Genomic DNA, 21,838 nt, shown 5'->3' on the forward strand with positions numbered 1-21,838 from the left:
TTCGGTACTCATTGAGGAGTGTATTGATGTCGAGACGCTTACCACCGTTGAATGCACTACGTGCCTTCGATGCCGCTGGGCGTTATTTAAGTTTTACCAAAGCCGCCGAAGAGCTGTTTGTCACCCAAGCAGCGATCAGCCACCAGATCAAATCGCTGGAGGAGTTTCTTGGTTTTAAATTATTTCGCCGTCGCAACCGAGCACTGCTATTAACCGAAGAGGGGCAAAGCTATTACCTCGATATTAAAGAAATTTTTTCAGCTATCCATGCAGCGACCGATAAATTACAGGCACGTAGCGCCAAAGGGACATTAACCGTCAGCCTGCCAAGTGGCTTCGCAATCCAGTGGCTGGTTCCTCGCTTAAGCAGTTTTAATGCTGCACACCCAGAAATTGATGTTCGTATACAAGCTGTTGACCGTGAAGAGGATAAACTGGCGGAGGATGTTGACATTGCCATTTTTTATGGTCGAGGTGACTGGCGTGGCCTGTGTATTGAGAAGTTATATGCTGAGTATCTGTTGCCAGTCTGCTCACCAACACTACTGCTCACCGGAAAATATGCATTAAAAGTGCCAAACGATCTGGCTTATCATACTTTGTTGCACGATACTTCACGACGCGACTGGTTAGCCTATACTCATCAATTAGGCTTAACGCACATCAATGTGCATCAGGGACCGATTTTTAGTCACAGTGCGATGGTCATTCAAGCAGCAATCCACGGCCAGGGGGTTGCTCTGGTTAATAACGTTATGGCGCAAACGGAACTTGAAATTGGTCGTTTAGTCTGTCCATTCAATGAGGTACTGGTAAGCAAAAATGCATTCTATCTGGTATATCATGACAATCAGGCTGAGCTGGGTAAAATAGCTGCTTTTCGTCAATGGATTCTGGCACGTGCAGCCGGTGAACAACAGCCGTTCAGTTTTGCTACTAACGATAGTTTTGTTACCAAAGATGTGGTTGCTACAAACCAATGAGGATGGTTGTTGTGATGCTGTGACAGGTCAGTTTAAGGTGAATAATAATGAATTGCCGTTCTATGATGCTGTTTGCCGCAATAAGCGGTTTTATTTTGGTCGCGCTAGGTGCGTTTTCAGCTCACTTTTTAAACAGGATATTGGGCACAAATGAGATGGCCTGGATCCGTACCGGGCTGGAATATCAAGCCTTTCATACTCTTGCTTTACTGGCACTGGCTGTTGAAGTACGCCGTCGTTGCAATCTTTGGTTTTACTGGAGTGCAGCGCTACTGGCACTGGGTACCGTATTGTTTAGTGGTAGTTTATACTGCTTTGCCCTCTCTCAGTTGAAGATTTGGGTCTACGTTACCCCAGTTGGTGGGGTCAGCTTTCTTCTTGGTTGGGCATTGATGGTGGTGGGTGTGTTGCGTTGGAAAAGTAATAAGGCTGAATGCCATGAATAGAGTGGTGTTGTATTGCCGCCCCGGTTTTGAAAAAGAGTGCGCAGCAGAGATCACCGATCGCGCAGCCCAATTGTCGGTGTTTGGTTTTGCCAAGCTAAAACCAGATAGCGGTTATGTGCTGTTTGAGTGCTATCAAGCTGATGATGCTGATCGCTTAGCGCAACAGCTCCCTTTTCGTGAACTGATTTTCGCCCGTCAACTGATTGTCGTTGGTGAGTTACTGCGTGATCTGCCCCCCGATGATCGTGTATCGCCGATTGTTGGCATGTTGATTGGTGTGGTTGAGAATGCAGGGGAGTTACAGGTTGAAGTCGCTGATACCAACGAAAGCAAAGAGCTATTGAAGTTCTGCCGCAAATTGACGGTTCCGTTGCGTGCCGCGCTACGTGAACAGAGAGTGATCGCCAGCCACAACAAACCAACCCGCTGTGGAGTACATGTATTCTTTATCGCCCCTGGTTGCTGCTACGTTGGCTACTCCTATTGCAACAACAGCTCACCATTCTATATGGGCATTCCGCGTCTGAAATTACCGGCCGATGCCCCAAGCCGCTCAACACTGAAGTTGGAAGAGGCATTTCATCTGTTCATTCCGGCCGATGAGTGGGAAGAGCGCCTCAGCAGTGGCATGTACGCAGTAGACTTGGGCGCAAGCCCTGGCGGTTGGACCTACCAGTTAGTGAGACGCAGCATGATGGTACAGGCGGTTGATAACGGTGCGATGGCACAAAGCCTGCTCGATAGTGGCCAAGTCACCCACCACCGTGCTGATGGTTTTAAATTTGTCCCCACCAGCAGCAAAATTTACTGGCTAGTCTGCGACATGGTAGAAAAACCAGCCAAGGTAACGCAATTAATGATCCGCTGGCTGGTTAACGGCTGGTGCCGTGAAGCGATTTTCAACCTTAAGTTACCGATGAAAAAGCGCTACGAAGAGGTTGCCAGTAATCTGCAAGCGATACGCGACGCTTTGGCACAAGCAGAGATCAATGCTGAGGTGAATGCCAAACAGCTCTATCACGATCGTGAAGAGATCACGGTACATGTGCGCCGCATCTGGTCGGCCATCCCCGGCCGCCGCGATGAACGGGAAAACTGATATTCAGTGGGTGCTGGCAACACCCTACGGGAATAGTATTTAGTCGGTCTTAACTAGCGCTTGTCACCGATTTAACTGAAGATTGCGAGTGCTGTTCCTGGCTATACATCGTCATAACCACCGAATACATCCAAATCAATGGGAGTAATATTCGCTCATGCCAACCCTTTAATACTAAATATTGAACTGGAAAGTTTGAGTCAATAAAGGTTGAATATTTACTTGGCGAGGTCCTTTTTGCCTTAAAAACCAATGACAATCAAAAGTGACAAAGCCCCAAAACTGTAAAAAGCGGTCAATGAAACGCCATTCAATTAACAGCCCCAACATCTCTTTTGAGGAAATAACATCATCTATCTTCCAATCCATTATCTGGTGATGCAACAGTTCTGGAAATGCTGTTACCATCTGAGCAATTAACTGATCAAGATCGGCATTATGTTGTAAGCGCCACAACATAAATAGCCAAAATGGTCTTAAGTCGATATCTCCCTCAACATAATCCAGGTAACCCCAGTTATATCGAGTGACCGCCGCCTGCAACATCGGTTTGAAAAAAGCCCGAAGACCCTCTGTTCGATACTGCTTCTGTGCCGCTTTCTTTACATGGTAACGACCGCTACGACGATAAATAATCCCTGCGATCTCTGCCAGCACACGGGTATAGTGCAGGGCATTGAATCTCTCTTCATTGTTACCAGAAAATTCACCCGTACTAAAACCTTGTTCACATTTAGAGACTGCAAATTCAGGTAACAGATTGCCAGCCTGTTTGACCAATTTGGTGGGTAAATTACCTTTACTGGTCGCCTTGAAACTGCCGCCATTAGCCATCGCTTCATCAACTATCAAGGCCAAATAGCGCATCACCGGGCTAGCCGAGAGATCATCTGGAGTATTAATGGTCAGCCCAACTTTTTCATCAAACGGTTCATATAACCAGTTGATCATTTGCGTGGATGATAAACCACAAAAATCAGCATTAGGGCGATTGTTGTACTGTTCTACTCGATTTTCCATCAGCACATTAAGCTCATCAACCGTCAAGCTGGGGTTCATAGCAACAATTTTTTTAATCTCATCCAACAGCCCAACACTCATACCGGCTGTGTTGCTAAGACAGCAATGCTTGTACTTCTTATTGCTACCACAAGGGCAAAGATCATTACGTCCTGGTTCCATTTTTACTCACTCTCGCTAGTTTGCTGGGCTAAATTTATCAGTAGGTAATGCTCGCTTTTCGGTGTTGAATGATTCAATCACACAAGCTGATCCACACTGAGTGAAAAAGAGTCATCAGCGAGCATATCGATCTAAGCAGGTAAAATAAACCACTGGAACACTGTCAACTTCTTCTTATCACATTCCCCCTGATCGATATGGCTCTACAGCTTACCGCCAACCCCCTTGAATTTTTCGACGAACGCAGCAATCTTCTGGAAAACACTTTGCTTTTTAGTTAGATACTGGGGGTTTAATGGGCTCATTTTGGGCAGGATAGCATTAAGCTCCGTGCCGTTTTCGCTGGCAAATTCACGCTTGAGCGAAGCGGCGATATAGCGCCGGGCGGCCTCATCATGCAAACTTTCAGCACTGATCAGCTCATCCGCCTCACGCTGTTGTTCACGCTGGGCAAAAGCAAAAAAGGCTTCGATCACGCTAGCCTTATCGCCAATCTGATCCAGATCGGTTTGCTGAATAAAATCAACCAGCAAGCTCTCCTTAGCACGGTTACCCAAGCTGGCACGGATCAGTCGCCGCACTTCATCAACCAAATCGGCTTTACTTCTGGTTTTTTTGTGGTGCTCAAAGATCAGCCCCAGAATGTAATCGAGGTTAATCTCTTGCGATTTCAGCAGGTCCACCTCGAACACCACATCATCCCAGTCGATGGCAGATTTATCTTCTTGCTCTGCTGATTTTTGCCGACGCAGCCAATCGCGAATGTCATTGTAGGTTGAGCGGTAATCCTGGATCTTGCGCTCGGCCGGTAGGCGTATAGTCTGTAACTCAGCCAGCTTGGCATCATCCAGATAGTGTTCGGCTTTAAACACCGCAACCGCCTCAGGGTCGTTGACATCCAGGTTTTGCAGCGCTTTCAGGCTGGCAAACTCGTCGTAGTTTTGTAGTACGTTTTCAACACGCAAGTATTCGCCAAACAGTTTAACAAAGGCTTTTTTGTCGGCTTCTTTTTCAATTGTGCTCGGATCAGGAAAGCGCTGCTCCAGCTCGCTGACCACATCCATAAAGCCGCGTCGCGCCTGCCCCGTCACTAGATCAGTAAAGCCTGCCATGTATTCCTGATAGCTCTTTTCCAGCACCACGTTCTTGGTATTTTTATCACCAAACAAGGTGATAGCATCAACGGTCGCTTGTTCCAAGTCACGGAAGGTGACGATATTGCCGAAAGTCTTGGTGGCATCGTAAATACGATTAGTGCGTGAATAAGCTTGCATCAGGCCGTGATAACGCAAATTTTTATCGACGAACAGCGTATTCAGCGTTGGAGCATCAAAGCCGGTCAGGAACATGCCGACTACAATCAGCAGATCGATCTGCTTGGTTTTAACCCTGTTGGCTACGTCACGGTAGTAATTCTGGAACCCCTTATTGTCCAGGCTGCAATTGGTTTTGAACAGCGCGTTATAGTCCGCGATGACGGCAGTTAAAAACTCTTTAGCGCTGCTATTCATCGCGGAAATATCCAGGCTTTCATCTTGAATATCGCCCACGGCATCTTGCTCTTCATTGGCGCTAAACGAGAAGATGGTAGCCACTTTCAGTGGGTTATTGTTGTGCTTTTGCAACTGCTTGAACGACTGATAGTAGAGCTTGGCAGCATCGACACTGCTCACGGCAAACATGGCATTAAAGCCGTTGGCGTTTGCCTGTAGGCGATGGGTCTTTTGGCGGAAATTGTTGAGAATGTAGTGGCTAATTTCGCCGATGCGTTCCGGGTGCAACAACGCTTGTTGGTTTTCAGCGGCACTGAGTTTTTTCTCATCCTGTTCGCTTTCGATGGCTTTAAACTTCGGGCGAACATCGTTGTAGTCGACTTTAAACTTGAGCACCTTCTCGTCACGGATAGCATCCGTGATCACATACGCGTGCAGTTCCCGGCCAAACACGCTGGCGGTGGTCTCTGCGCCCAGCGCGTTTTCTGGGAAGATCGGCGTGCCGGTAAAACCAAACTGGTAGAAGCGTTTAAATTTCTTTTTCAGGTTCTTCTGCGCTTCACCAAACTGGCTGCGGTGGCACTCATCAAAAATGAAAACCACCTGTTTGCTGTAGATGGACAAATCGCCTTCGCTTTTCATCAGGTTATTCAGCTTCTGGATGGTGGTGACGATGATCTTGTTGTCATCTTTATCCAGATTGCGCTTGAGGCCTGCGGTACTGTCAGAGCCATTGACGCTATCCGGTGAAAAGCGCTGGTACTCCTTCATGGTTTGGTGATCCAGATCCTTGCGATCCACCACGAAGAACACCTTGTCGATAAACGCCAGCTCGGTGGCTAAACGCGCTGCTTTAAAGCTGGTGAGCGTTTTACCGGAACCGGTGGTATGCCAGATATAGCCACCACTTTCGGTACTGCTCCAGTTTTTCGCCTGATACGCGCCGTTAATCTTCCACAAAATACGTTCAGTGGCGGCAATCTGGTAAGGGCGCATCACTAATAGCGTATTGCTAACATCAAATACCGAGTAATGCAGTAATACATTGAGTAAGGTGTGTTTCTGAAAAAAGGTAGCGGTAAAATCTTTCAGATCTTTGATCAGGCTGTTATCTGCCTTCGCCCAGTTCATGGTGAAGTCAAAGCTGTTTTTGTTGCGCGTGGTGGTGTTGGCAAAGTAGCGGCTATCGGTGCCGTTGGAGATGACAAACAGTTGTAAATACTTATACAGAGAGTGTTCGCTATTAAAGCTCTCCTTGCTGTAGCGGTGAACCTGATTAAACGCTTCACGGATCGCCACACCGCGTTTCTTAAGCTCGATTTGCACCAACGGCAAACCATTGACCAAAATGGTCACATCATAGCGATTGGCATAGCTGCCAGTCTGTTCAAACTGCTTGATCACCTGCACTTTATTGCGGGCAATATTTTTCTTATCCAGCAGGTAGATATTTTTAATGCGGCCATCATCAAAGACAAAATCATGGATATAGTCATCATGAATTTTGCGGGTCTTATCAACGATGGTGTCGCTGGGTTTATCGAGGTAGGTTTCGACAAAACGCTGCCATTCACCATCAAGAAACTGCACGTTATTGAGCGATTGCAACTGTACACGTACATTGTCCAGCATGGCTGAGGGGTTATTCAGGGCAGCTAGGAATTCATAGCCTTGATTGACTAAATCTTGGATCAACTCGCGCTCCAAGTCGTTTTCGCTTTGGTAGCTTTCCGCCGCCATCCAGGTTTTCTGGTACTTGTCCAACACGATAAAGTGGTTGGATTCTGCGATAGTGTTGTAGTCAGTCACAGAGTTGCCCTCTAGCTATTAAATTACGTTGTTTACCCCACTCCCTCACTTTGACAAGGGGATTTGGCAATTAGCCATTGTGTGGTCTCTTATTATGCAACAGCTTTTTTACTTCTCGATCAAAATCTGACTCTATACGCTGCTGCTTATTAAATTTGTCATATTCAGTATGTGCTTTTAGCTCAGCCTCTTTTCTACGCACTGCGCCATAACCTTCCAGGATCTGATATTCATTAAAGGCTAGAAATTTATTCACACTTTCGGCAAAGCTTTCCATAGTAAAGGTATTACGCCGCTCAATAATCCCTTCGATATAATCGAAAAACCCTGACACTGCTCGTTCTAATTTTTTTATTTCGTTTTCAGTTAAATAATTTTTGGCGATTGTCGTATCCGACTTCAATACACGGCCTTGTGGCGCATTCTTATAGGTACTCATGCCCATCAGTGGCTTAGTTGCATCAGCTTTTAGCGCAATGATTTCTGCCGCTGTGTGGCCGGTAATGGCAAAATGAAACTTGTCTTGTACGTGGGCGTAGAATAACTGGGTAGTTTTCGATTTTGGGTCATAGTCGATACTGCATTCAGCAAAAATATCGGTAATTTGTTGGTAGATACGCCGTTCACTGGCACGGATAGAGCGTACCCGTTCCAGTAATTCGCGAAAGTAGTCCTTACCGAAGAAGCGGCCATTCTTCAACCGCTCATCATCCATGGCAAACCCCTTGATGATGTACTCTTTAAGCAGTTGGGTAGCCCAAATACGGAACTGGGTTGCTTGAGTTGAATTGACGCGATAACCGACTGAGATAACAGCATCGAGGTTATAGTATTTTGTCTGATAGTTTTTGCCATCATCAGCAGTTGTTTCCAAAATGGAAACAACTGCCTCATGATCTAACTCATTACTGTCAAATATATTTTTAAGGTGCTTTGAAATGGCGGGTACACCGACACCAAACAGTTCAGCGATGCGTTTCTGGGTAAGCCAAAGCGTCTCACCATTGAGCAATACCTCAACCTTTACCGCACCATTGGGGGCGGTATAGAGCAGAAACTCCGTGGTTTGATCTTGTAGACTTAACTGCTTAGACATCGCTCTTTCTCCTTATCTGTGTGCTTTAGCTCCTCCTCCAGTCAACGGGAGACTGGGAGGGGTTATTTCAAAATAATCAACAGTTTTAAGACCTGACCCCACACTAACATCTTCCCCTTCACAAGGGGAACTAACTTATCCAACACGATAAAGTGGTTGGATTCAGCGATGGTTTTGTAATGAGTCATTTTACTTTCTTTTTCCTTCTTAAACATCTTTTAGGTCAGGCTTATATATCCTATCAAGGTGCCTAATTAACCTATTTAAAACACGTTTTTCTTCATCAGTAAGTTCGCTTACCTCTTCTCCCGCGTACTTCGAATGACTACGTAAGTTTATTATTCTCGCTTCATAAGGATTGCTGCCTTCAGTGCCTGACTGTGGTAGCAAGTCTCCCCATTTTTTATATCCAAGGAAAATAGTGGTTTTTTCCAAAATATTACGCAGATAATTGAAGTGATACTTTTTTAATTGATTGTTGCTAATTGCCTTTTCTAATTCCGCCTTAAGATGTAGGTGATAAGAAAAAAACGAGTCATTGTCTTGCTCTTCAAGGTCTAAAGATTCACCCTCATTTTTAATTAGGCGATATTTCTTGAAATGTTTTTCAGGTTTGTAATTGGCTTTTTTATTTCCAAGCTCATTTTGCAAAACATTATAAAAAAGAGGGTTGTGGGTTGAAATTATGAACTTTACCTTTGATCTGTTTTTCCGAATGAGCTCAGCCAAATCGACAGCCAATTTAATTAAATGATTTTCATCAAGTGAGCTTACTGGGTCATCAACAAAAATATACTCAAGCTCATCGAATGGTGTAGTTTCTGGAAAGTCTGGGTTCACTTCTTCTAAGGTTTCTATTATTAGAACAATTAGGGTATAAAATATACTCCAGATAAAATTACTTTCTTCACCTTTAGATATTTTCAGATTACGAGAATGCTCATCATCTCCCCGCTCAAGGGAAAATGTCACCTCTGAAAACGCTTCTACTATAACTTCGTTGCCATCTTTATCTTTGGTTTTATATTCTTCGTTAAACCGTGGTGTGAGCTTATTATTCGTGTAACGCTGAAAATTGGTGATAATATTTCGGTCTTGCCCTTGTTCTTCAAGAATCCAATCCGTAAAAGAGTTACGCCGGATTTTCAGCTTATGTTCAGCATCGCCTACTAAATCGTTGTCCCAATAGAACAAGTCTTCAGTGAAGGCGTTGTAATAAAGGATCTTATTCCGTGAAAGCTCACCATCCCCGCTCTCATCTCTTTCTGAATTTTTAGGTGCAATCAACTTCTTAAATTCACGAGACAGTCGCGTTTTACCTGTACCGTTAAAGGCATAGATCAACTGTACTTTTGTATCTTTGTCTTTTAGCTGTTGGGCTATTTCCGTTAGCGTTTTACTCATGTTACGCAGCCACCTCTTCTAGCTTTGGATAACTTAACAACAAGTTACAGTAATACTGATAATATTTTGCCGTGCTACACCGAATTTAAACCAACTGGACAGATTATGGAAATGCCAAACTATCCTGCATTAGTGCTATTCCCCTCCGTTGGAGGGGTGCCCGTCAGGGCGGGGTGGTTTTTTAAAAAAACAATCACCCCTTCCATATTCTGCAATACCTCTTTTGCCAGTAGACGTATCACCGTTAACCCCAGACTTTCCAAATACCGATCTCGCTCGGTGTCTTGATCTGATTTGTTATTATGTGAACTGCCATCTACCTCAATCACCACGGCTTTTTCAGCACAGTAAAAATCTACGATGCAGTTGCCGATGATTTTTTGTCGGTCGAAATCCAATCCATGCAGTTTTTTTGATTTTAATTCGAGCCAAAGTAACGTCTCATGCAATACACCTGCTTTGCGCAACGCTTTGGCTCCCGTGCATAAAGCGGGATTATAAGGGAGTGAGTGATATTTTTTGGTATGTCTCATGATTTTGCTACTCTTTTTTTACCACCCCGCCCTCCGGGCACCCCTCCGAAGGAGGGGAATTGGGAAAACTCAACAACAAATCGCGGTAATACTCATACTGCTTTTGGCGCAAGGCAATTTCGCGCGGTAAGCCTTCGGTAATGGAGTGGGTTAGGGCATCGAATTTATCGAGGATAGCAACGATGCGGGCTTGTTCAGCAAGCGATTTTTCAGGGTCTTCGGCATAGGGAATGGGAAGCTTGAAGTTTTTTATGATACTAGAATTAAGATCGCCTCTAGCACCCTGCCCAAGCGCCTTAATATTTTCATAATTAAAACTAACCCAATGAAATACATAGCGGTATAAAGCTTTAGAGCTATCTATTTCCAAACAACCACAGTGCTGATTAGTTGTTAATGGTATTTTGTTAATCGCAGACCTGCCTGCCGTTGCCCCAGAGATAGCAATTATTACGCAATTTTCGGGGATCCACTTAGCGGCTGAATTTTTCAGTGCAGAAACAGTTATCTTATTTTCTGTCTCTTCAATGTCAGAAAATTTAACTTCTTGGGTTCTTAGCCATGGGATTTTACCGCCCTCGTAATATTCTGGCGTTCCCGCTGTCGGAGTTCCCCCTGAATGCCATTTTTTCGTCACCTCCCCCAACGTCCTCCACTCCACTTCCCCTTCTGCAAAACTCAACAACTTATCTCGATAGTAGTTGTATTGTTTTTTGCGTGCGGTAAGCTCGGCGGTAAGCTCGGCGGTAAGCTCGGCGGTAAGCGCAGTAAATGTATCCAAAATACGCACAATTTCAGCCTGAATTTCAAGCGATTTTTTCGGGTTGTTGGGGCAAGGGATGGGGACATCGAACTTATCAGTGTCAGGAGTTGCAATTTGAGGCATTTGCATCTTCTTACCGATATTCTGAAAGTAGGGCTCATTCATTTTTAAAAAATGATAAATATATTTTATATGGACTGATTCATTGTTTGAGTAGTAAGACCACATCTCATTTTTATGAGAGAACGGCTTATCATAATACTCAAATTCAATTACACCACGAGACTTCACAATAATTGACGGCTCACTATTTATGTCTCTTTCAGGTATGTCTGCAAATGCAACAAATGCAATCGTTCTGCCGCCTGCAAAAATTTTAACGGGTGCACCGTCTTTATGAAGTTCTTTCATCTGACCGGCAGTAATCTTCGTGCCTTTGGTTCGTACAAGCACCTCCCCCAACGCCCGCCACTCCACCTCAACCCCATCCAGCAGCTTATCCAAAAAATTGATATTGTTCATGCTTACAGATCCTCCGTTTTGAATTCGCTGTAGCCTTCATAGTAATAGCTGACATCGATGCCTTTCATATAAAGAGCGCGGTCGTTAATCTCAGGCGTGAGGGCTGATTTTAGCAGGGCTTTGATCTCAAGGTCTTTTACCACACTGCGCTGCATAGCAGAGAGGTACTCTTCTTTATCGGCCTGGTTCCAGTCCACCACCTGCTGGATCTCTTTTTTCAGCATCAGATCCAGCCAGATGCGTGTGGCGCGGCCATTGCCTTCGCGGAACGGGTGGGCGACGTTCATCTCGACATATTTTTCGATAATCGCCTCAAAACTGTTTTGTGGCATAGTGTCTATGTAGTTCAGTGATACCTCAAGGTACATCACTGGCGCAAAACGAAAATTGCCTGTGGCGATATTCACATCGCGCACTTTGCCAGCAAAATAGTAAATATCACCAAACAAATAGCCGTGGATAAACGCAAGCCCAGCGAATTGACCAACCGCGACTTGGTTGATATCACCGGAATCAAACAGTTGTTTGGCTTTTTGTTTGCTGATTTTCTCTTCCGTCTTGGCCAGTTCGATTTGATCAGTAATATTGAGTTTGTTTTCCAGCGTCACGGCGTCTCTCCCTCAATCTCCGCCACAATGGCATCAATCTCAGTGCGCAGTTGAGCAATCTTCGCCACGGTGGTTTTCAGCTCAGCATTGAGTTGCGCAATATCCACCACTTCACGCGTATCTTTCGCCTCGACATAGCTGCTCACCGAGAGGTTATAGTCGTTGGCAACCACCGCCTCAAACGGCACTGACTGGGCAAAGTGATCGACATTCGCTTTGCTGTCGAACACCGCCATGATCTGCTGGATATGCTCATCCAGCAGCACGTTATTGTTGGTCTCTTTTTTAAACAGACCGCTGGCATCAATAAATTGGGTGGTGGTGTGTTGTTTGTTTTTCGCCAATACCAAGATATTTACTGCGATGGTGGTGCCGTAAAACAGGTTGGGGGCAAGGGCGATCACCGTCTCGACGTAGTTGTTATCAATCAGATATTGGCGGATCTTCTGCTCGGCACCACCACGGTAAAAAATACCGGGAAAGCAGACAATAGCGGCGCGGCCTTTGCTGGAAAGGTAACTGAGCGCGTGCAGCACAAAGGCAAAATCGGCCTTGGATTTCGGGGCGAGCACGCCGGCAGGGGCGAAGCGTTCATCGTTGATCAGCGTTGGGTCGTCTGAACCTACCCACTTCACCGAATAGGGTGGGTTAGAGACAATCGCATCAAACGGTTTCTCATCAGCAAAATGCGGGTCGAGCAGGGTGTTGCCTAACTGGATATTGAACTTGTCGTAGTTGATGTTGTGCAAGAACATGTTCATCCGCGCCAGGTTGTAGGTGGTGTGGTTGATCTCTTGCCCAAAAAAACCCTCTTCAATGATATGTGCATCAAAGTGTTTCTTGGCTTGCAACAGCAGCGAGCCGGAACCGCAGGCCGGGTCATAAATCTTGTTCACGCTGGTTTGCCCGTGCATGGCGAGCTGGGCAATCAGCTTGGAGACATGTTGCGGGGTGAAGAACTCGCCACCCGATTTACCGGCATTGGCGGCATAGTTGGAGATAAGGAACTCGTAGGCATCGCCAAACAGATCAATATGGCTTTCGGCAAACTCACCGAAATCCAGCTCGGCAACCCCTTTCAGCACCGCAGCCAAGCGGGCATTTTTGTCTTTTACCGTGTTACCCAGGCGGTTGCTGGTGGTGTCGAAATCGGCAAACAGCCCTTTGATATCGCGCTCAGAAGGATAACCGCTGGCCGAAGCCTCAATCTCGGCAAAGATATGGGCGAGATCGGTATTCAAACTCTCGTTGCTATTGGCACTGTTGGCCACGTTCACAAACAGATCGCTAGGGCGGATAAAGTAACCCTTGGTCTTGATGGCGTCTTGTTTGATCTCGCGGGTAATGACGCTATCCGGCAGTGCTGCGTAGTGGATGCTATCATCCCCCGCTTCGATGTAGCTGGCAAAGTTCTCGCTGATAAAGCGATAAAACAGCGCTCCCAAGACATATTGCTTAAAGTCCCAACCATCAACCGCACCGCGTACCTCGTTGGCAATCGCCCAAATCTGGCGCTGTAGTGCGGCGCGTTGTTGAATACTTGTCATGTTAAGGTTCCTGTTGTAACTCGTTCGATTGAGGCCTGAGTGTTTTTCAGCAATCCGCATCTTGCGTTCGCCCATCATGTGGGCGAAATGGTAGCAGGAATCTAGCAATACCCGCTAGATACCGCCCTGAAAGACGATGGTACACCGGCGATAGCGAATTTAACGCTGCTGTGTCATCAAACAAGAGAAAAAAACAGACTAGCACCAGCGTTGGCGGCTCAGTCAGTGGCTGAGGTCCGTAGTACACGATAATGATAGGTATTGAAAGGTATTGACGTTTAGAGAACAGAGCTTGGCGGAAGATCACAGGAGTCGAACCTGCCCGGGACCGCTGGCGGCCCCAACTGGATTTGAAGTCCAGCCGCCCCACCGGGGACGATGATCTTCCAATAGAAGTGATGAGCGAGGCGGCGATTATACCCAGAAACCTGCGCGCTGACAGTAACGAATTGTGGGTGTTGCTGTCCAGCCCTCTGTTGCAGTAACGTGGTCGGATACCCAACGTATCTCCAACATGGATCAACGTATGACATTTTCACTTTTTGGCGACAAGTTTAACCGCTTTTCTGGTATTACCCGTTTAATGAGCGATCTCAATGAGGGGTTGCGTACTCCGGGTGCGATTATGCTGGGGGGTGGTAACCCCGCGACCATCCCAGAGATGGAGAGCTACTTCAAACAGCTTTGCCAACATCTGCTCGAGCAGGGCAAGTTAACCGAAGCATTGTGCAACTATGATGGCCCTCAAGGCAAAGATGCCCTGTTAACGGCGCTGGCTCAATTGCTACAGCAGGAGTTGGGGTGGCCAATTAGCGCGCGCAATATTGCCCTGACCAACGGTAGCCAGAGTGCTTTTTTCTATCTGTTTAATCTGTTTGCCGGCCAGTGTGCTGATGGCCAACGTCGTCGGGTGCTGCTGCCACTCACACCGGAGTATATCGGTTATGCCGATGTCGGTTTGAGCGAAGACATGTTCGTTGCCGCTAAACCTAGCATTGAGTATCTGCCAGAAGGGCAATTTAAGTACCGGATTGATTTTGAAAACCTGCATATCGCTGATGATATCGGTATGATCTGTGTCTCGCGCCCAACCAATCCAACCGGCAATGTGATCACTGATGAGGAGTTGATCAAGCTCGACCAGTTAGCACAGCAGCACCAGATCCCGCTGGTGATTGATAATGCCTATGGTGTGCCGTTCCCGGGGATTATTTTTAGCCAGGCTCAGCCGTTGTGGAACCAGAACACTATTCTTTGTATGAGCCTGTCGAAACTTGGCTTGCCCGGTACGCGTTGTGGGATTGTGGTTGCTGATGAGAAGATTATCACTGCGCTGACCAATATGAATGGCATTGTTAGCCTGGCACCAGGCAGTATCGGGCCAGTGCTGGCAACAGAGATGATCGAGCGTGGTGATCTGCTGCGTCTCTCAGCCGAGGTGATCCGCCCGTTCTATCAACAGCGTGTCGCACAGACCATCGCCATTATTCGCCAATATCTGTCGCCAGAGCGCTGCCTGATCCATAAACCAGAAGGGGCAATTTTTCTCTGGCTTTGGTTTAAAGACCTGCCAATCAGCACCGAGCTGCTCTATCAGCGGTTAAAACAGCGTGGTGTGTTGATGGTGCCGGGGCATTACTTCTTTCCGGGGTTGGCCGAGCAGTGGCCACACACCCATCAGTGTATGCGCATGAACTATGTGCCTGATCCAGAAAAAATTGAGCAAGGAGTGAAGATATTGGCTGAAGAGCTGGAGCGTGTATATCAGCAACAGGGTTAACAAAGCTGATCGGGTCGCAAAATCAGCCTGCTGTTTTGCGCTCGATTAACAAGCGCTGTTGATACCGTTGGCCCATTCGGTTAATCAACAGCGCATCGCGGGTGCAGACATGCTGTCTGCACCCGCGTTTTGCCGTCACTCTGTGCTCCTCACATCATCCAGAACAGCACGGCTAAGAGCTGTGGCGACATGATACGTAAAAACATGGCTAACGGGTAAACCGTGGCATAAGAGAGCGCTGCTGCACCACTGCTCGGGTGTAAGTTGTTGGCAAAAGCCAATGCCGGTGGGTCAGTCATTGAACCCGCCAACATACCGGAGAGGGTCAGGTAGTTCATTTTTGCCACCATTCTGGCCAGAATACCAACGGTGATCAACGGAATGGCGGTGATCAGTGCGCCATAACCAATCCATGCCATGCCTTCACCGTGGATCAGGGTGTTGATGAAGTTACCGCCCGATTTTAGCCCAACCACCGCCAGGAATAGCACAATCCCCAGTTCACGCAGTGCCAGGTTGGCACTGGGCGGCATAAACCAGTAGAGTTTGCCAATACTGCCGATACGCCCCAAGATCAACGCTACCACCAGTGGGCCACCCGCCAATCCAAGCCTTAATGCCGCTGGGAAGCCAGGAACAAATAACGGGATCGATCCCAGCAGTACACCAAGGCCAATGCCGATAAATACCGGCAACATCTGCACCTGCTGTAACTTCTGCTGAGCGTTGCCGACAATCGCCGCTACTGCCTCGATCGATTCTGGTCTGCCGACCAGGTTGAGGATATCGCCAAATTGCAGTGTCACATTGCCACCAGCAACCAGTTCAACCCCAGCACGGTTCAGGCGAGAGATCACCACGTCGTACTTCTGTTTTAGGCCAAGATCACGGATCTTTTTCCCCAGAACTTTCTCGTTGGTCACCACTGCACGCACCACCTGTAGTGCCGTGCCTTGGGTAGAGAGCGAAACATCGACCTCTTCACCAAGCAGGATACGGGCATTTTCCAGATCTTCGCGCTTGCCAACCAAGTGCAGAAAATCCCCCAACGCCAACTCTTCCTGCGGTGATGGCACCATCAGCAGATCACCACGTTTTAGCCGTGAGCAGATGATGTTGTCACTATTCAGCAACGGCACACTTTTGATCGCCAAGCCCTGCAAGTTGGGGTTACGCACTGCCACATTCATGGTTTGCAGCCGTTCACGCTTGTTGCCGAGGCTTTTGTCAAATGCTTGTGCTTCATGTTCAATGTTGATACGAAAAAATAACCGGATCAGCCACATCACTAGCAGAATGCCACAAATACCAAACGGGTAAGCCATTGCATAACCCATGCCCATACGGGCAATAAGTGCCGGATCAGAGCCGAGATCGGTCAATATCTGTTGCCCTGCACCGAGTGCCGGCGTATTGGTCACCGCGCCAGAGAAGATGCCGAGAATAATCGGAAGGGGAACGTCAAACAGCTTATGAATGATGGCGGCAACTATGCCACCCAGCAACACCAGCAATATGGCAAAGCCATTAAGCCGTAAACCAGAGACGCGCAGAGAAGAGAAAAAACCAGGGCCAACTTGAATACCGATGGTGTAAACAAACAGGATTAGACCAAACTCCTGAATAAAGTGCAGCATATCGCCATTAAGGCTTATCTGGTAAATCTGTGCGAAGTGGCCGACGATAATTCCGCCGAATAGCACACCGCCAATTCCCAGCCCAACACCGTACACTTTCCAGTTGCCGATCCATAACCCGATAATAGCCACCAACGCCAGCATACTGACGGTTAGAGCTATGTCACTCATACCTCACATCCTTACTTGAAGTTCAATCGTTGATATACCACTCACAACCGGCTCAATTATGGCACAGATGATCGTCTCAATAAGGTGTACCAAATCAAGCTGAGATCACTAATCCTGTCAGGAGCACGAAATAGAATTTGCCGTTGGCTGACGAAACGTAGCAGCAAGGTGACCACTGGACATGAGGTCGATGAAAAAAGCTGATCGCACAGATTGTTAATCGCTTAGCCGGATATTTGGGTTGCTATAAGAATGACTACTGATCACTGACGCTGTATCGAATAATTTCACTTTCCGCTATTGCCAACATTTTGTAATGTGAAGGCTCTATTCAATTTCTCACTTAGAGTCTATCCCAGTGGGCGCTATGGGGTTGCCGGTTTTAACATCGGTCGGTTTTAACATCGACAGTGTGCGAGGATCACAGCGTATCGGCAGTGGCTGAAAGGTGTGAACACTATCAACGCATAAAATAGCAACCGGCATAGCCCTAATGGGATAGCCTCTTGGCCCTGATAGTTACCCGTTAACAGAGGGGAGTGAGTGTAGTCAGCCTCCAAGGCAGGATTGTAAATTATGAAAAATGTTGGTTTCATTGGTTGGCGTGGCATGGTCGGCTCAGTGCTAATGCAACGCATGACAGAAGAGCGTGATTTTGATGCCATTCGTCCGGTCTTCTTTTCTACCTCTCAGCACGGTACCGCTGCGCCCGCGTTCGCTGGTCAGGCTGGCACATTACAGGATGCCTACGATATCGCTGCACTGAGTGCTCTCGATATAATTATTACCTGCCAAGGCGGCGATTATACCAATGAGATCTACCCGAAGTTGCGTGCAACCGGATGGCAAGGTTATTGGATTGATGCCGCTTCTGCACTACGAATGAAAGATGATGCCGTGATTATTCTCGATCCTGTCAATCAGGCAGTGATTGAGCGCGGTATCGATCAAGGCATTAAAACCTTTGTTGGCGGCAACTGTACTGTCAGCCTGATGCTGATGGCATTAGGTGGCCTGTTTGCCAACAACATGGTGGAGTGGGCATCCGTAGCCAGTTATCAGGCCGCTTCCGGTGGCGGTGCTCGGCATATGCGTGAGTTGCTGACACAAATGGGTATGCTGCATGATGAAGTGGCTCAGCAGTTGCGTGATCCCGCCTCAGCCATTCTGGATATTGAGCGTAAAGTCACTGCACTGACACGCAGTGGTAAATTACCAACTGATAACTTTGGCGTTCCACTGGCCGGTAGCCTGATCCCGTGGATTGATAAGCAACTGGAAAATGGCCAAAGCCGTGAGGAGTGGAAAGGGCAGGCGGAGACCAACAAAATTTTGGCCACCAGCAGTCCAATCCTTGTTGATGGTCTTTGTGTACGTATCGGTGCATTGCGTTGTCATAGTCAGGCTTTCACTATCAAACTGAAGAAAGATCTGCCGATTGCTGATATTGAGCAACTGTTGGCGGCTCATAACCCGTGGGCGAAGGTGATCCCGAACGACCGTGAGTTGAGTATGCGCGAATTAACGCCTGCAGCAGTGACCGGTACTCTCAATACACCGGTCGGCCGGTTACGCAAGCTGAACATGGGGCCTGAGTATCTTTCTGCCTTCACTGTTGGTGACCAATTGCTGTGGGGGGCCGCAGAGCCTCTACGCCGGATGCTACGTGTTTTGTTGTGATGTAGAGATTGCCTTATTTTTTTCATGACAAATCAGATAAAGCACCACAACTAAATATCCACCCTCCCCGCTGAGAGAGGGTGGATGTCAGATTACAACCAATTTAATTAAAAGTAGAATTTTACTGCTAACTTAGCTGAAGTATTGCTGTATCCGGCACGCCCGAATTGCTGATCAAAGCAAAAGCATTGGTTAGCTCCTCGCCTATCAAGGAGAGGGAACTGTCTAGCGCCTTTCCTTGTGACACAAGACGAACACACGAATGGGCATTCGTACATGTTATTAACTCAACCAATTGACTATTGTTAGTCAATAATCGGTCAAAAAACGTTCATGCGGTTGCTCCAACCGAAGCTGTCATTAAAAGATCATATAAAAAAAGTAACATCAGACATTACTTTTATTCTTTCTAGGAAGTTTTGTCATGCATGCAAAATTGGTTATTTTTTCTTGTACCATGGTGGCTACGATAGTGGCAACCGGTTGTGATAATAGTACTTCCCATCACCTTAATGAAAAAAATCACCTTACACAGCACAGTTCTTGTGATATCCGCCAACAAACCGCATCTATTACTTCTCCTGATGGCAAAATAACATTTCAACTATCGAATAATCCTGTTAAAAAAGAAGGCATTACTGTTTTACGGTATTCAGTTTTGCTAGATAACAATGAAGTGGTATCCCCTTCTGAATTAGGTATTACCCGCAATGATGGTGACTTTCACCAGCATCTCACGCTGGTTTCCTGTTCTCCCACTCGTGAAGTACTGGTTAATTACTCTATGCCACAAGGGGCTTTCTCTGAGATCAATAAAAAAATACATCAAGTGACTTATGAGTTTAACAATACCAACCAACAGCGAATGCAGTTAATCGTAAGAGCAGAAAATCATGGTGTAGCTTTTCAATACTACTTCCCCGATACACAGCAAGGCATGTTTGAGATTAAAAAAGAATGGACACAACTAGCGCTACCTATACCACAGAACGGTGGCGTGCAAATTGCGCAGCGTTATATTAATAGCGCAACAGGTAAAGACCCTAAAGCACAATCATTTTATTTTGAACGTACCAATGATCGTGCTTGGCCTAAGCTCGCTACAGTTGGCCAAGCAGATACCGGTGAAAAATTTGGGTTTGGATTACCTTTGTTATTACAAACAGAAGTTAATCAGCAGTCTTATTGGGTATTTTTCCATGAAGCGGGGTTTAATGGTGACTACCCTGCTGGACGTATTTCCAGTGACACATCGGGAGCCGTTTATCGCTATGAGTTTCCATTAGATATTGAAGCAAATGGTTATTACGGTCCAGTTAATCCACAAAAACAAGGATTACCTTGGTCAACACCTTGGCGCTATCTAATTATTAGTAATCAGTTAAAACCAATTGTTGAACAAACCACCATGAATGACCTGTCTGCTTCCTCTCAATTAACTGATAGCACATGGATTAACTATGGACGTGCCAGTTGGGGATGGGCGTCTAACCAAGCGCCACAGACTAGCTATCAACGTCATCAGGATTTTGTTGATTTAGCAGCAACAATGGGATGGCCATACGCAATAATCGATGCCAATTGGGACAAAATGACAGATGTGAATAACAATCCGGTAGATATAAAAGAATTAGCTGATTATGCTGCAAAAAAAAATGTCGGCTTGTTCGTATGGGTAAATTCTGGCACCGATCAGAGCAACAACAATACTAGCACCCCTAAAGGCGTATTAAATGATGCTACTATTCGTCAAACATGGATGAAGCAATTAGCCGCCAAAGGTATCAAAGGACTAAAAGTAGATATTGTAGAAAGTAATAAGCAGCAAATGATTACTTATATGCAAGAAGTTCTTAAAGATGCAGCAGACCATCATTTATTGGTCACTATTCACAATTGGACACCCCCCAGAGGTTGGGAACGCAGTTGGCCAAATTTGGTCGGTACCGAGGCATCAATCACAGGAGGGAATTTTTACGGCTCTAACGGCGCACGTAATGATGAATTAGTAGAGATGAATACTATCATTCCCTTTATTCGCCAACCTGTTGGCGGACTAGATTACTCACCAACCATGGTATCGTTGAATTTTCACCCATGGAATCCGCGACGTTCAACACTGACCCATGAGTTAGCATTACCTGTGATATTTCAATCTGGTGTACAAACAATGGCAGATACAAAAACTGCTTATCTTGGTTTATCAAATGTTGTTTTAGATTATCTAAAAAAATTACCCAATACATGGGATGAAACACGTTATTTAGACGGCTATCCAGGTAAATACGTTGTGATTGCCCGCCGTAAAAGCAACAGTTGGTATATCGCCGCAATTAACGGAGAAATTACCGAGATATCACCTTCTTTAAATAAAGATAACGATCCAAGCTACCAATCACCTATAGGCAAATCACGAGATTTAATATTGAATTTGAGTCAGTTAAATTGCAGTGATCACTCAAATATTCAATTAATCGAAGATGGGATCAATCAACAAGATGTCAAGATTTCCTCTGTAAATTGGCAATCAGAATGGCAAACGAGGTTAAAACCTTTTGGTGGATTTATCATGGTCATCCATGGCTGTTAAAAGAAAGCATAAAACATTCACCTGATAATGGCTTTTAATGCCACTTTCGGTGTATATCTGGCTTGTCACATGATGAACTTCTATTGCTTTTTCAACCTTATCGTAAAGAGTTATAGCAAACGCTGAATAATATGATGCTTATCGATTAAAATTTCACCCGCATGTACTGTTCATCAGAGAAACAGAATGCGCTATCACAATAGTAATAGCGCATTAGGGTGTGTCCCGTAACTATTTTTTGTACAATTTGGCGATATTTAGTCGAGAAGAGGATTTTGAATTTGGCTCGTTATGATGTCCCTGATGAGGCTTGGGCGCTCATTTCCACCCTGTTGCCGCCTGAACGTAATCGTGTAAGAGGCGGTCGTCCCTACCTTGAACATAGGCCTGTCATGAACGGGATCTTTTGGGTGCTTTGCTCTGGTGCTCCCTGGCGAGATCTTCCTGAAAGGTATGGCAATTGGAAAACGATTTACAACCGCTTTAACCGGTGGT

16 protein-coding genes and 1 tRNA gene are annotated in these 21,838 nt (G+C 46.2%); 7 read left to right on the plus strand and 10 right to left on the minus strand.

The features are described 5' to 3' along the window. Positions 1-26 precede the first annotated feature (26 nt). The 3 genes from EOJ37_RS08435 to rlmM are packed head-to-tail and all read left to right on the plus strand — an operon-like array spanning position 27 to position 2,528. Positions 27-983, plus strand: coding sequence for a transcriptional regulator GcvA (locus EOJ37_RS08435; RefSeq protein WP_127959488.1), 957 nt, complete (start codon positions 27-29; stop codon positions 981-983). Positions 984-1,030: 47 nt separating this feature from the next. Beyond that, positions 1,031-1,429, plus strand: a complete 399-nt coding sequence (locus EOJ37_RS08440; protein ID WP_206194037.1) for a DUF423 domain-containing protein — start codon at positions 1,031-1,033, stop codon at positions 1,427-1,429. Then, positions 1,422-2,528, plus strand: a complete 1,107-nt coding sequence (gene rlmM / locus EOJ37_RS08445) for a 23S rRNA (cytidine(2498)-2'-O)-methyltransferase RlmM (protein ID WP_127959489.1) — start codon at positions 1,422-1,424, stop codon at positions 2,526-2,528. The genes EOJ37_RS08440 and rlmM overlap by 8 nt, the downstream gene beginning before the upstream one ends. Before the next feature lie 174 nt (positions 2,529-2,702). Here the strand turns inward: rlmM and EOJ37_RS08450 are convergent, their stop codons facing one another. From EOJ37_RS08450 to EOJ37_RS08490, 9 genes are all read right to left on the minus strand, one after another. Continuing rightward, complete coding sequence (locus EOJ37_RS08450; protein ID WP_127959490.1) at positions 2,703-3,710, minus strand: YecA family protein; 1,008 nt, start codon at positions 3,708-3,710, stop codon at positions 2,703-2,705. 203 nt (positions 3,711-3,913) lie between these two features. After that, on the minus strand, positions 3,914-7,012 hold the full coding sequence (locus tag EOJ37_RS08455) for a type I restriction endonuclease subunit R (RefSeq protein ID WP_127959491.1): 3,099 nt from the start codon (positions 7,010-7,012) through the stop codon (positions 3,914-3,916). A gap of 70 nt (positions 7,013-7,082) precedes the next feature. Then, complete coding sequence (locus tag EOJ37_RS08460; RefSeq protein WP_127959492.1) at positions 7,083-8,108, minus strand: virulence RhuM family protein; 1,026 nt, start codon at positions 8,106-8,108, stop codon at positions 7,083-7,085. Between the two features lie 207 nt (positions 8,109-8,315). Further along, positions 8,316-9,512 (minus strand): AAA family ATPase, encoded by a 1,197-nt coding sequence (locus EOJ37_RS08465; protein ID WP_127959493.1) that lies wholly within the window; start codon positions 9,510-9,512, stop codon positions 8,316-8,318. Between the two features lie 119 nt (positions 9,513-9,631). Then, positions 9,632-10,045 (minus strand): endonuclease domain-containing protein, encoded by a 414-nt coding sequence (locus EOJ37_RS08470; RefSeq protein ID WP_127959494.1) that lies wholly within the window; start codon positions 10,043-10,045, stop codon positions 9,632-9,634. A gap of 7 nt (positions 10,046-10,052) precedes the next feature. Further along, on the minus strand, positions 10,053-11,330 hold the full coding sequence (locus tag EOJ37_RS08475) for a restriction endonuclease subunit S (protein WP_127959495.1): 1,278 nt from the start codon (positions 11,328-11,330) through the stop codon (positions 10,053-10,055). A gap of 2 nt (positions 11,331-11,332) precedes the next feature. Further along, positions 11,333-11,938, minus strand: a complete 606-nt coding sequence (gene fic / locus EOJ37_RS08480) for a protein adenylyltransferase Fic (RefSeq protein ID WP_127959496.1) — start codon at positions 11,936-11,938, stop codon at positions 11,333-11,335. Then, positions 11,935-13,485 (minus strand): type I restriction-modification system subunit M, encoded by a 1,551-nt coding sequence (locus EOJ37_RS08485; RefSeq protein ID WP_127959497.1) that lies wholly within the window; start codon positions 13,483-13,485, stop codon positions 11,935-11,937. The genes fic and EOJ37_RS08485 overlap by 4 nt, the downstream gene beginning before the upstream one ends. Positions 13,486-13,778: 293 nt before the next feature. Further along, a tRNA-Sec gene (locus EOJ37_RS08490) sits at positions 13,779-13,873 on the minus strand. Between the two features lie 138 nt (positions 13,874-14,011). On the opposite strand from EOJ37_RS08490, the gene EOJ37_RS08495 reads away from it, so the two are divergent. Then, complete coding sequence (locus EOJ37_RS08495) at positions 14,012-15,265, plus strand: valine--pyruvate transaminase (protein ID WP_127959498.1); 1,254 nt, start codon at positions 14,012-14,014, stop codon at positions 15,263-15,265. A gap of 149 nt (positions 15,266-15,414) precedes the next feature. On the opposite strand, the gene EOJ37_RS08500 is transcribed toward EOJ37_RS08495, so the two are convergent. Then, positions 15,415-17,073, minus strand: a complete 1,659-nt coding sequence (locus EOJ37_RS08500; RefSeq protein WP_127959499.1) for a putative transporter — start codon at positions 17,071-17,073, stop codon at positions 15,415-15,417. Positions 17,074-17,649: 576 nt separating this feature from the next. On the opposite strand from EOJ37_RS08500, the gene asd reads away from it, so the two are divergent. From asd to EOJ37_RS08515, 3 genes are all read left to right on the plus strand, one after another. After that, a complete protein-coding gene (asd, locus tag EOJ37_RS08505) occupies positions 17,650-18,753 on the plus strand; it encodes an aspartate-semialdehyde dehydrogenase (RefSeq protein ID WP_127959500.1) in 1,104 nt (367 codons plus the stop codon). A 424-nt stretch (positions 18,754-19,177) separates the two neighbouring features. Beyond that, positions 19,178-21,343, plus strand: coding sequence for a glycoside hydrolase family 97 protein (locus tag EOJ37_RS08510; protein ID WP_127959501.1), 2,166 nt, complete (start codon positions 19,178-19,180; stop codon positions 21,341-21,343). Positions 21,344-21,624: 281 nt separating this feature from the next. Continuing rightward, the coding region (locus EOJ37_RS08515) for a transposase (RefSeq protein ID WP_155522487.1) at positions 21,625-21,838 on the plus strand (214 nt) is incomplete at its 3' end.

This window comes from Serratia microhaemolytica, assembly GCF_004011885.1.
Taxonomy (GTDB): domain Bacteria; phylum Pseudomonadota; class Gammaproteobacteria; order Enterobacterales; family Enterobacteriaceae; genus Serratia_G; species Serratia_G microhaemolytica.

Excerpts from the sequence above, each read along its gene's own strand:
- EOJ37_RS08470 (WP_127959494.1), bottom strand. The coding sequence starts at position 10,045 with ATGAGACATACCAAAAAATATCACTCACTCCCTTATAATCCCGCTTTA.
- asd (WP_127959500.1), top strand. The coding sequence starts at position 17,650 with ATGAAAAATGTTGGTTTCATTGGTTGGCGTGGCATGGTCGGCTCAGTG.
- EOJ37_RS08500 (WP_127959499.1), bottom strand. The coding sequence starts at position 17,073 with ATGAGTGACATAGCTCTAACCGTCAGTATGCTGGCGTTGGTGGCTATT.
- EOJ37_RS08495 (WP_127959498.1), top strand. The coding sequence starts at position 14,012 with ATGACATTTTCACTTTTTGGCGACAAGTTTAACCGCTTTTCTGGTATT.
- EOJ37_RS08435 (WP_127959488.1), top strand. The coding sequence starts at position 27 with ATGTCGAGACGCTTACCACCGTTGAATGCACTACGTGCCTTCGATGCC.
- rlmM (WP_127959489.1), top strand. The coding sequence starts at position 1,422 with ATGAATAGAGTGGTGTTGTATTGCCGCCCCGGTTTTGAAAAAGAGTGC.
- EOJ37_RS08510 (WP_127959501.1), top strand. The coding sequence starts at position 19,178 with ATGCATGCAAAATTGGTTATTTTTTCTTGTACCATGGTGGCTACGATA.
- EOJ37_RS08485 (WP_127959497.1), bottom strand. The coding sequence starts at position 13,485 with ATGACAAGTATTCAACAACGCGCCGCACTACAGCGCCAGATTTGGGCG.
- EOJ37_RS08475 (WP_127959495.1), bottom strand. The coding sequence starts at position 11,330 with ATGAACAATATCAATTTTTTGGATAAGCTGCTGGATGGGGTTGAGGTG.
- EOJ37_RS08450 (WP_127959490.1), bottom strand. The coding sequence starts at position 3,710 with ATGGAACCAGGACGTAATGATCTTTGCCCTTGTGGTAGCAATAAGAAG.
- EOJ37_RS08460 (WP_127959492.1), bottom strand. The coding sequence starts at position 8,108 with ATGTCTAAGCAGTTAAGTCTACAAGATCAAACCACGGAGTTTCTGCTC.
- EOJ37_RS08465 (WP_127959493.1), bottom strand. The coding sequence starts at position 9,512 with ATGAGTAAAACGCTAACGGAAATAGCCCAACAGCTAAAAGACAAAGAT.
- EOJ37_RS08440 (WP_206194037.1), top strand. The coding sequence starts at position 1,031 with ATGAATTGCCGTTCTATGATGCTGTTTGCCGCAATAAGCGGTTTTATT.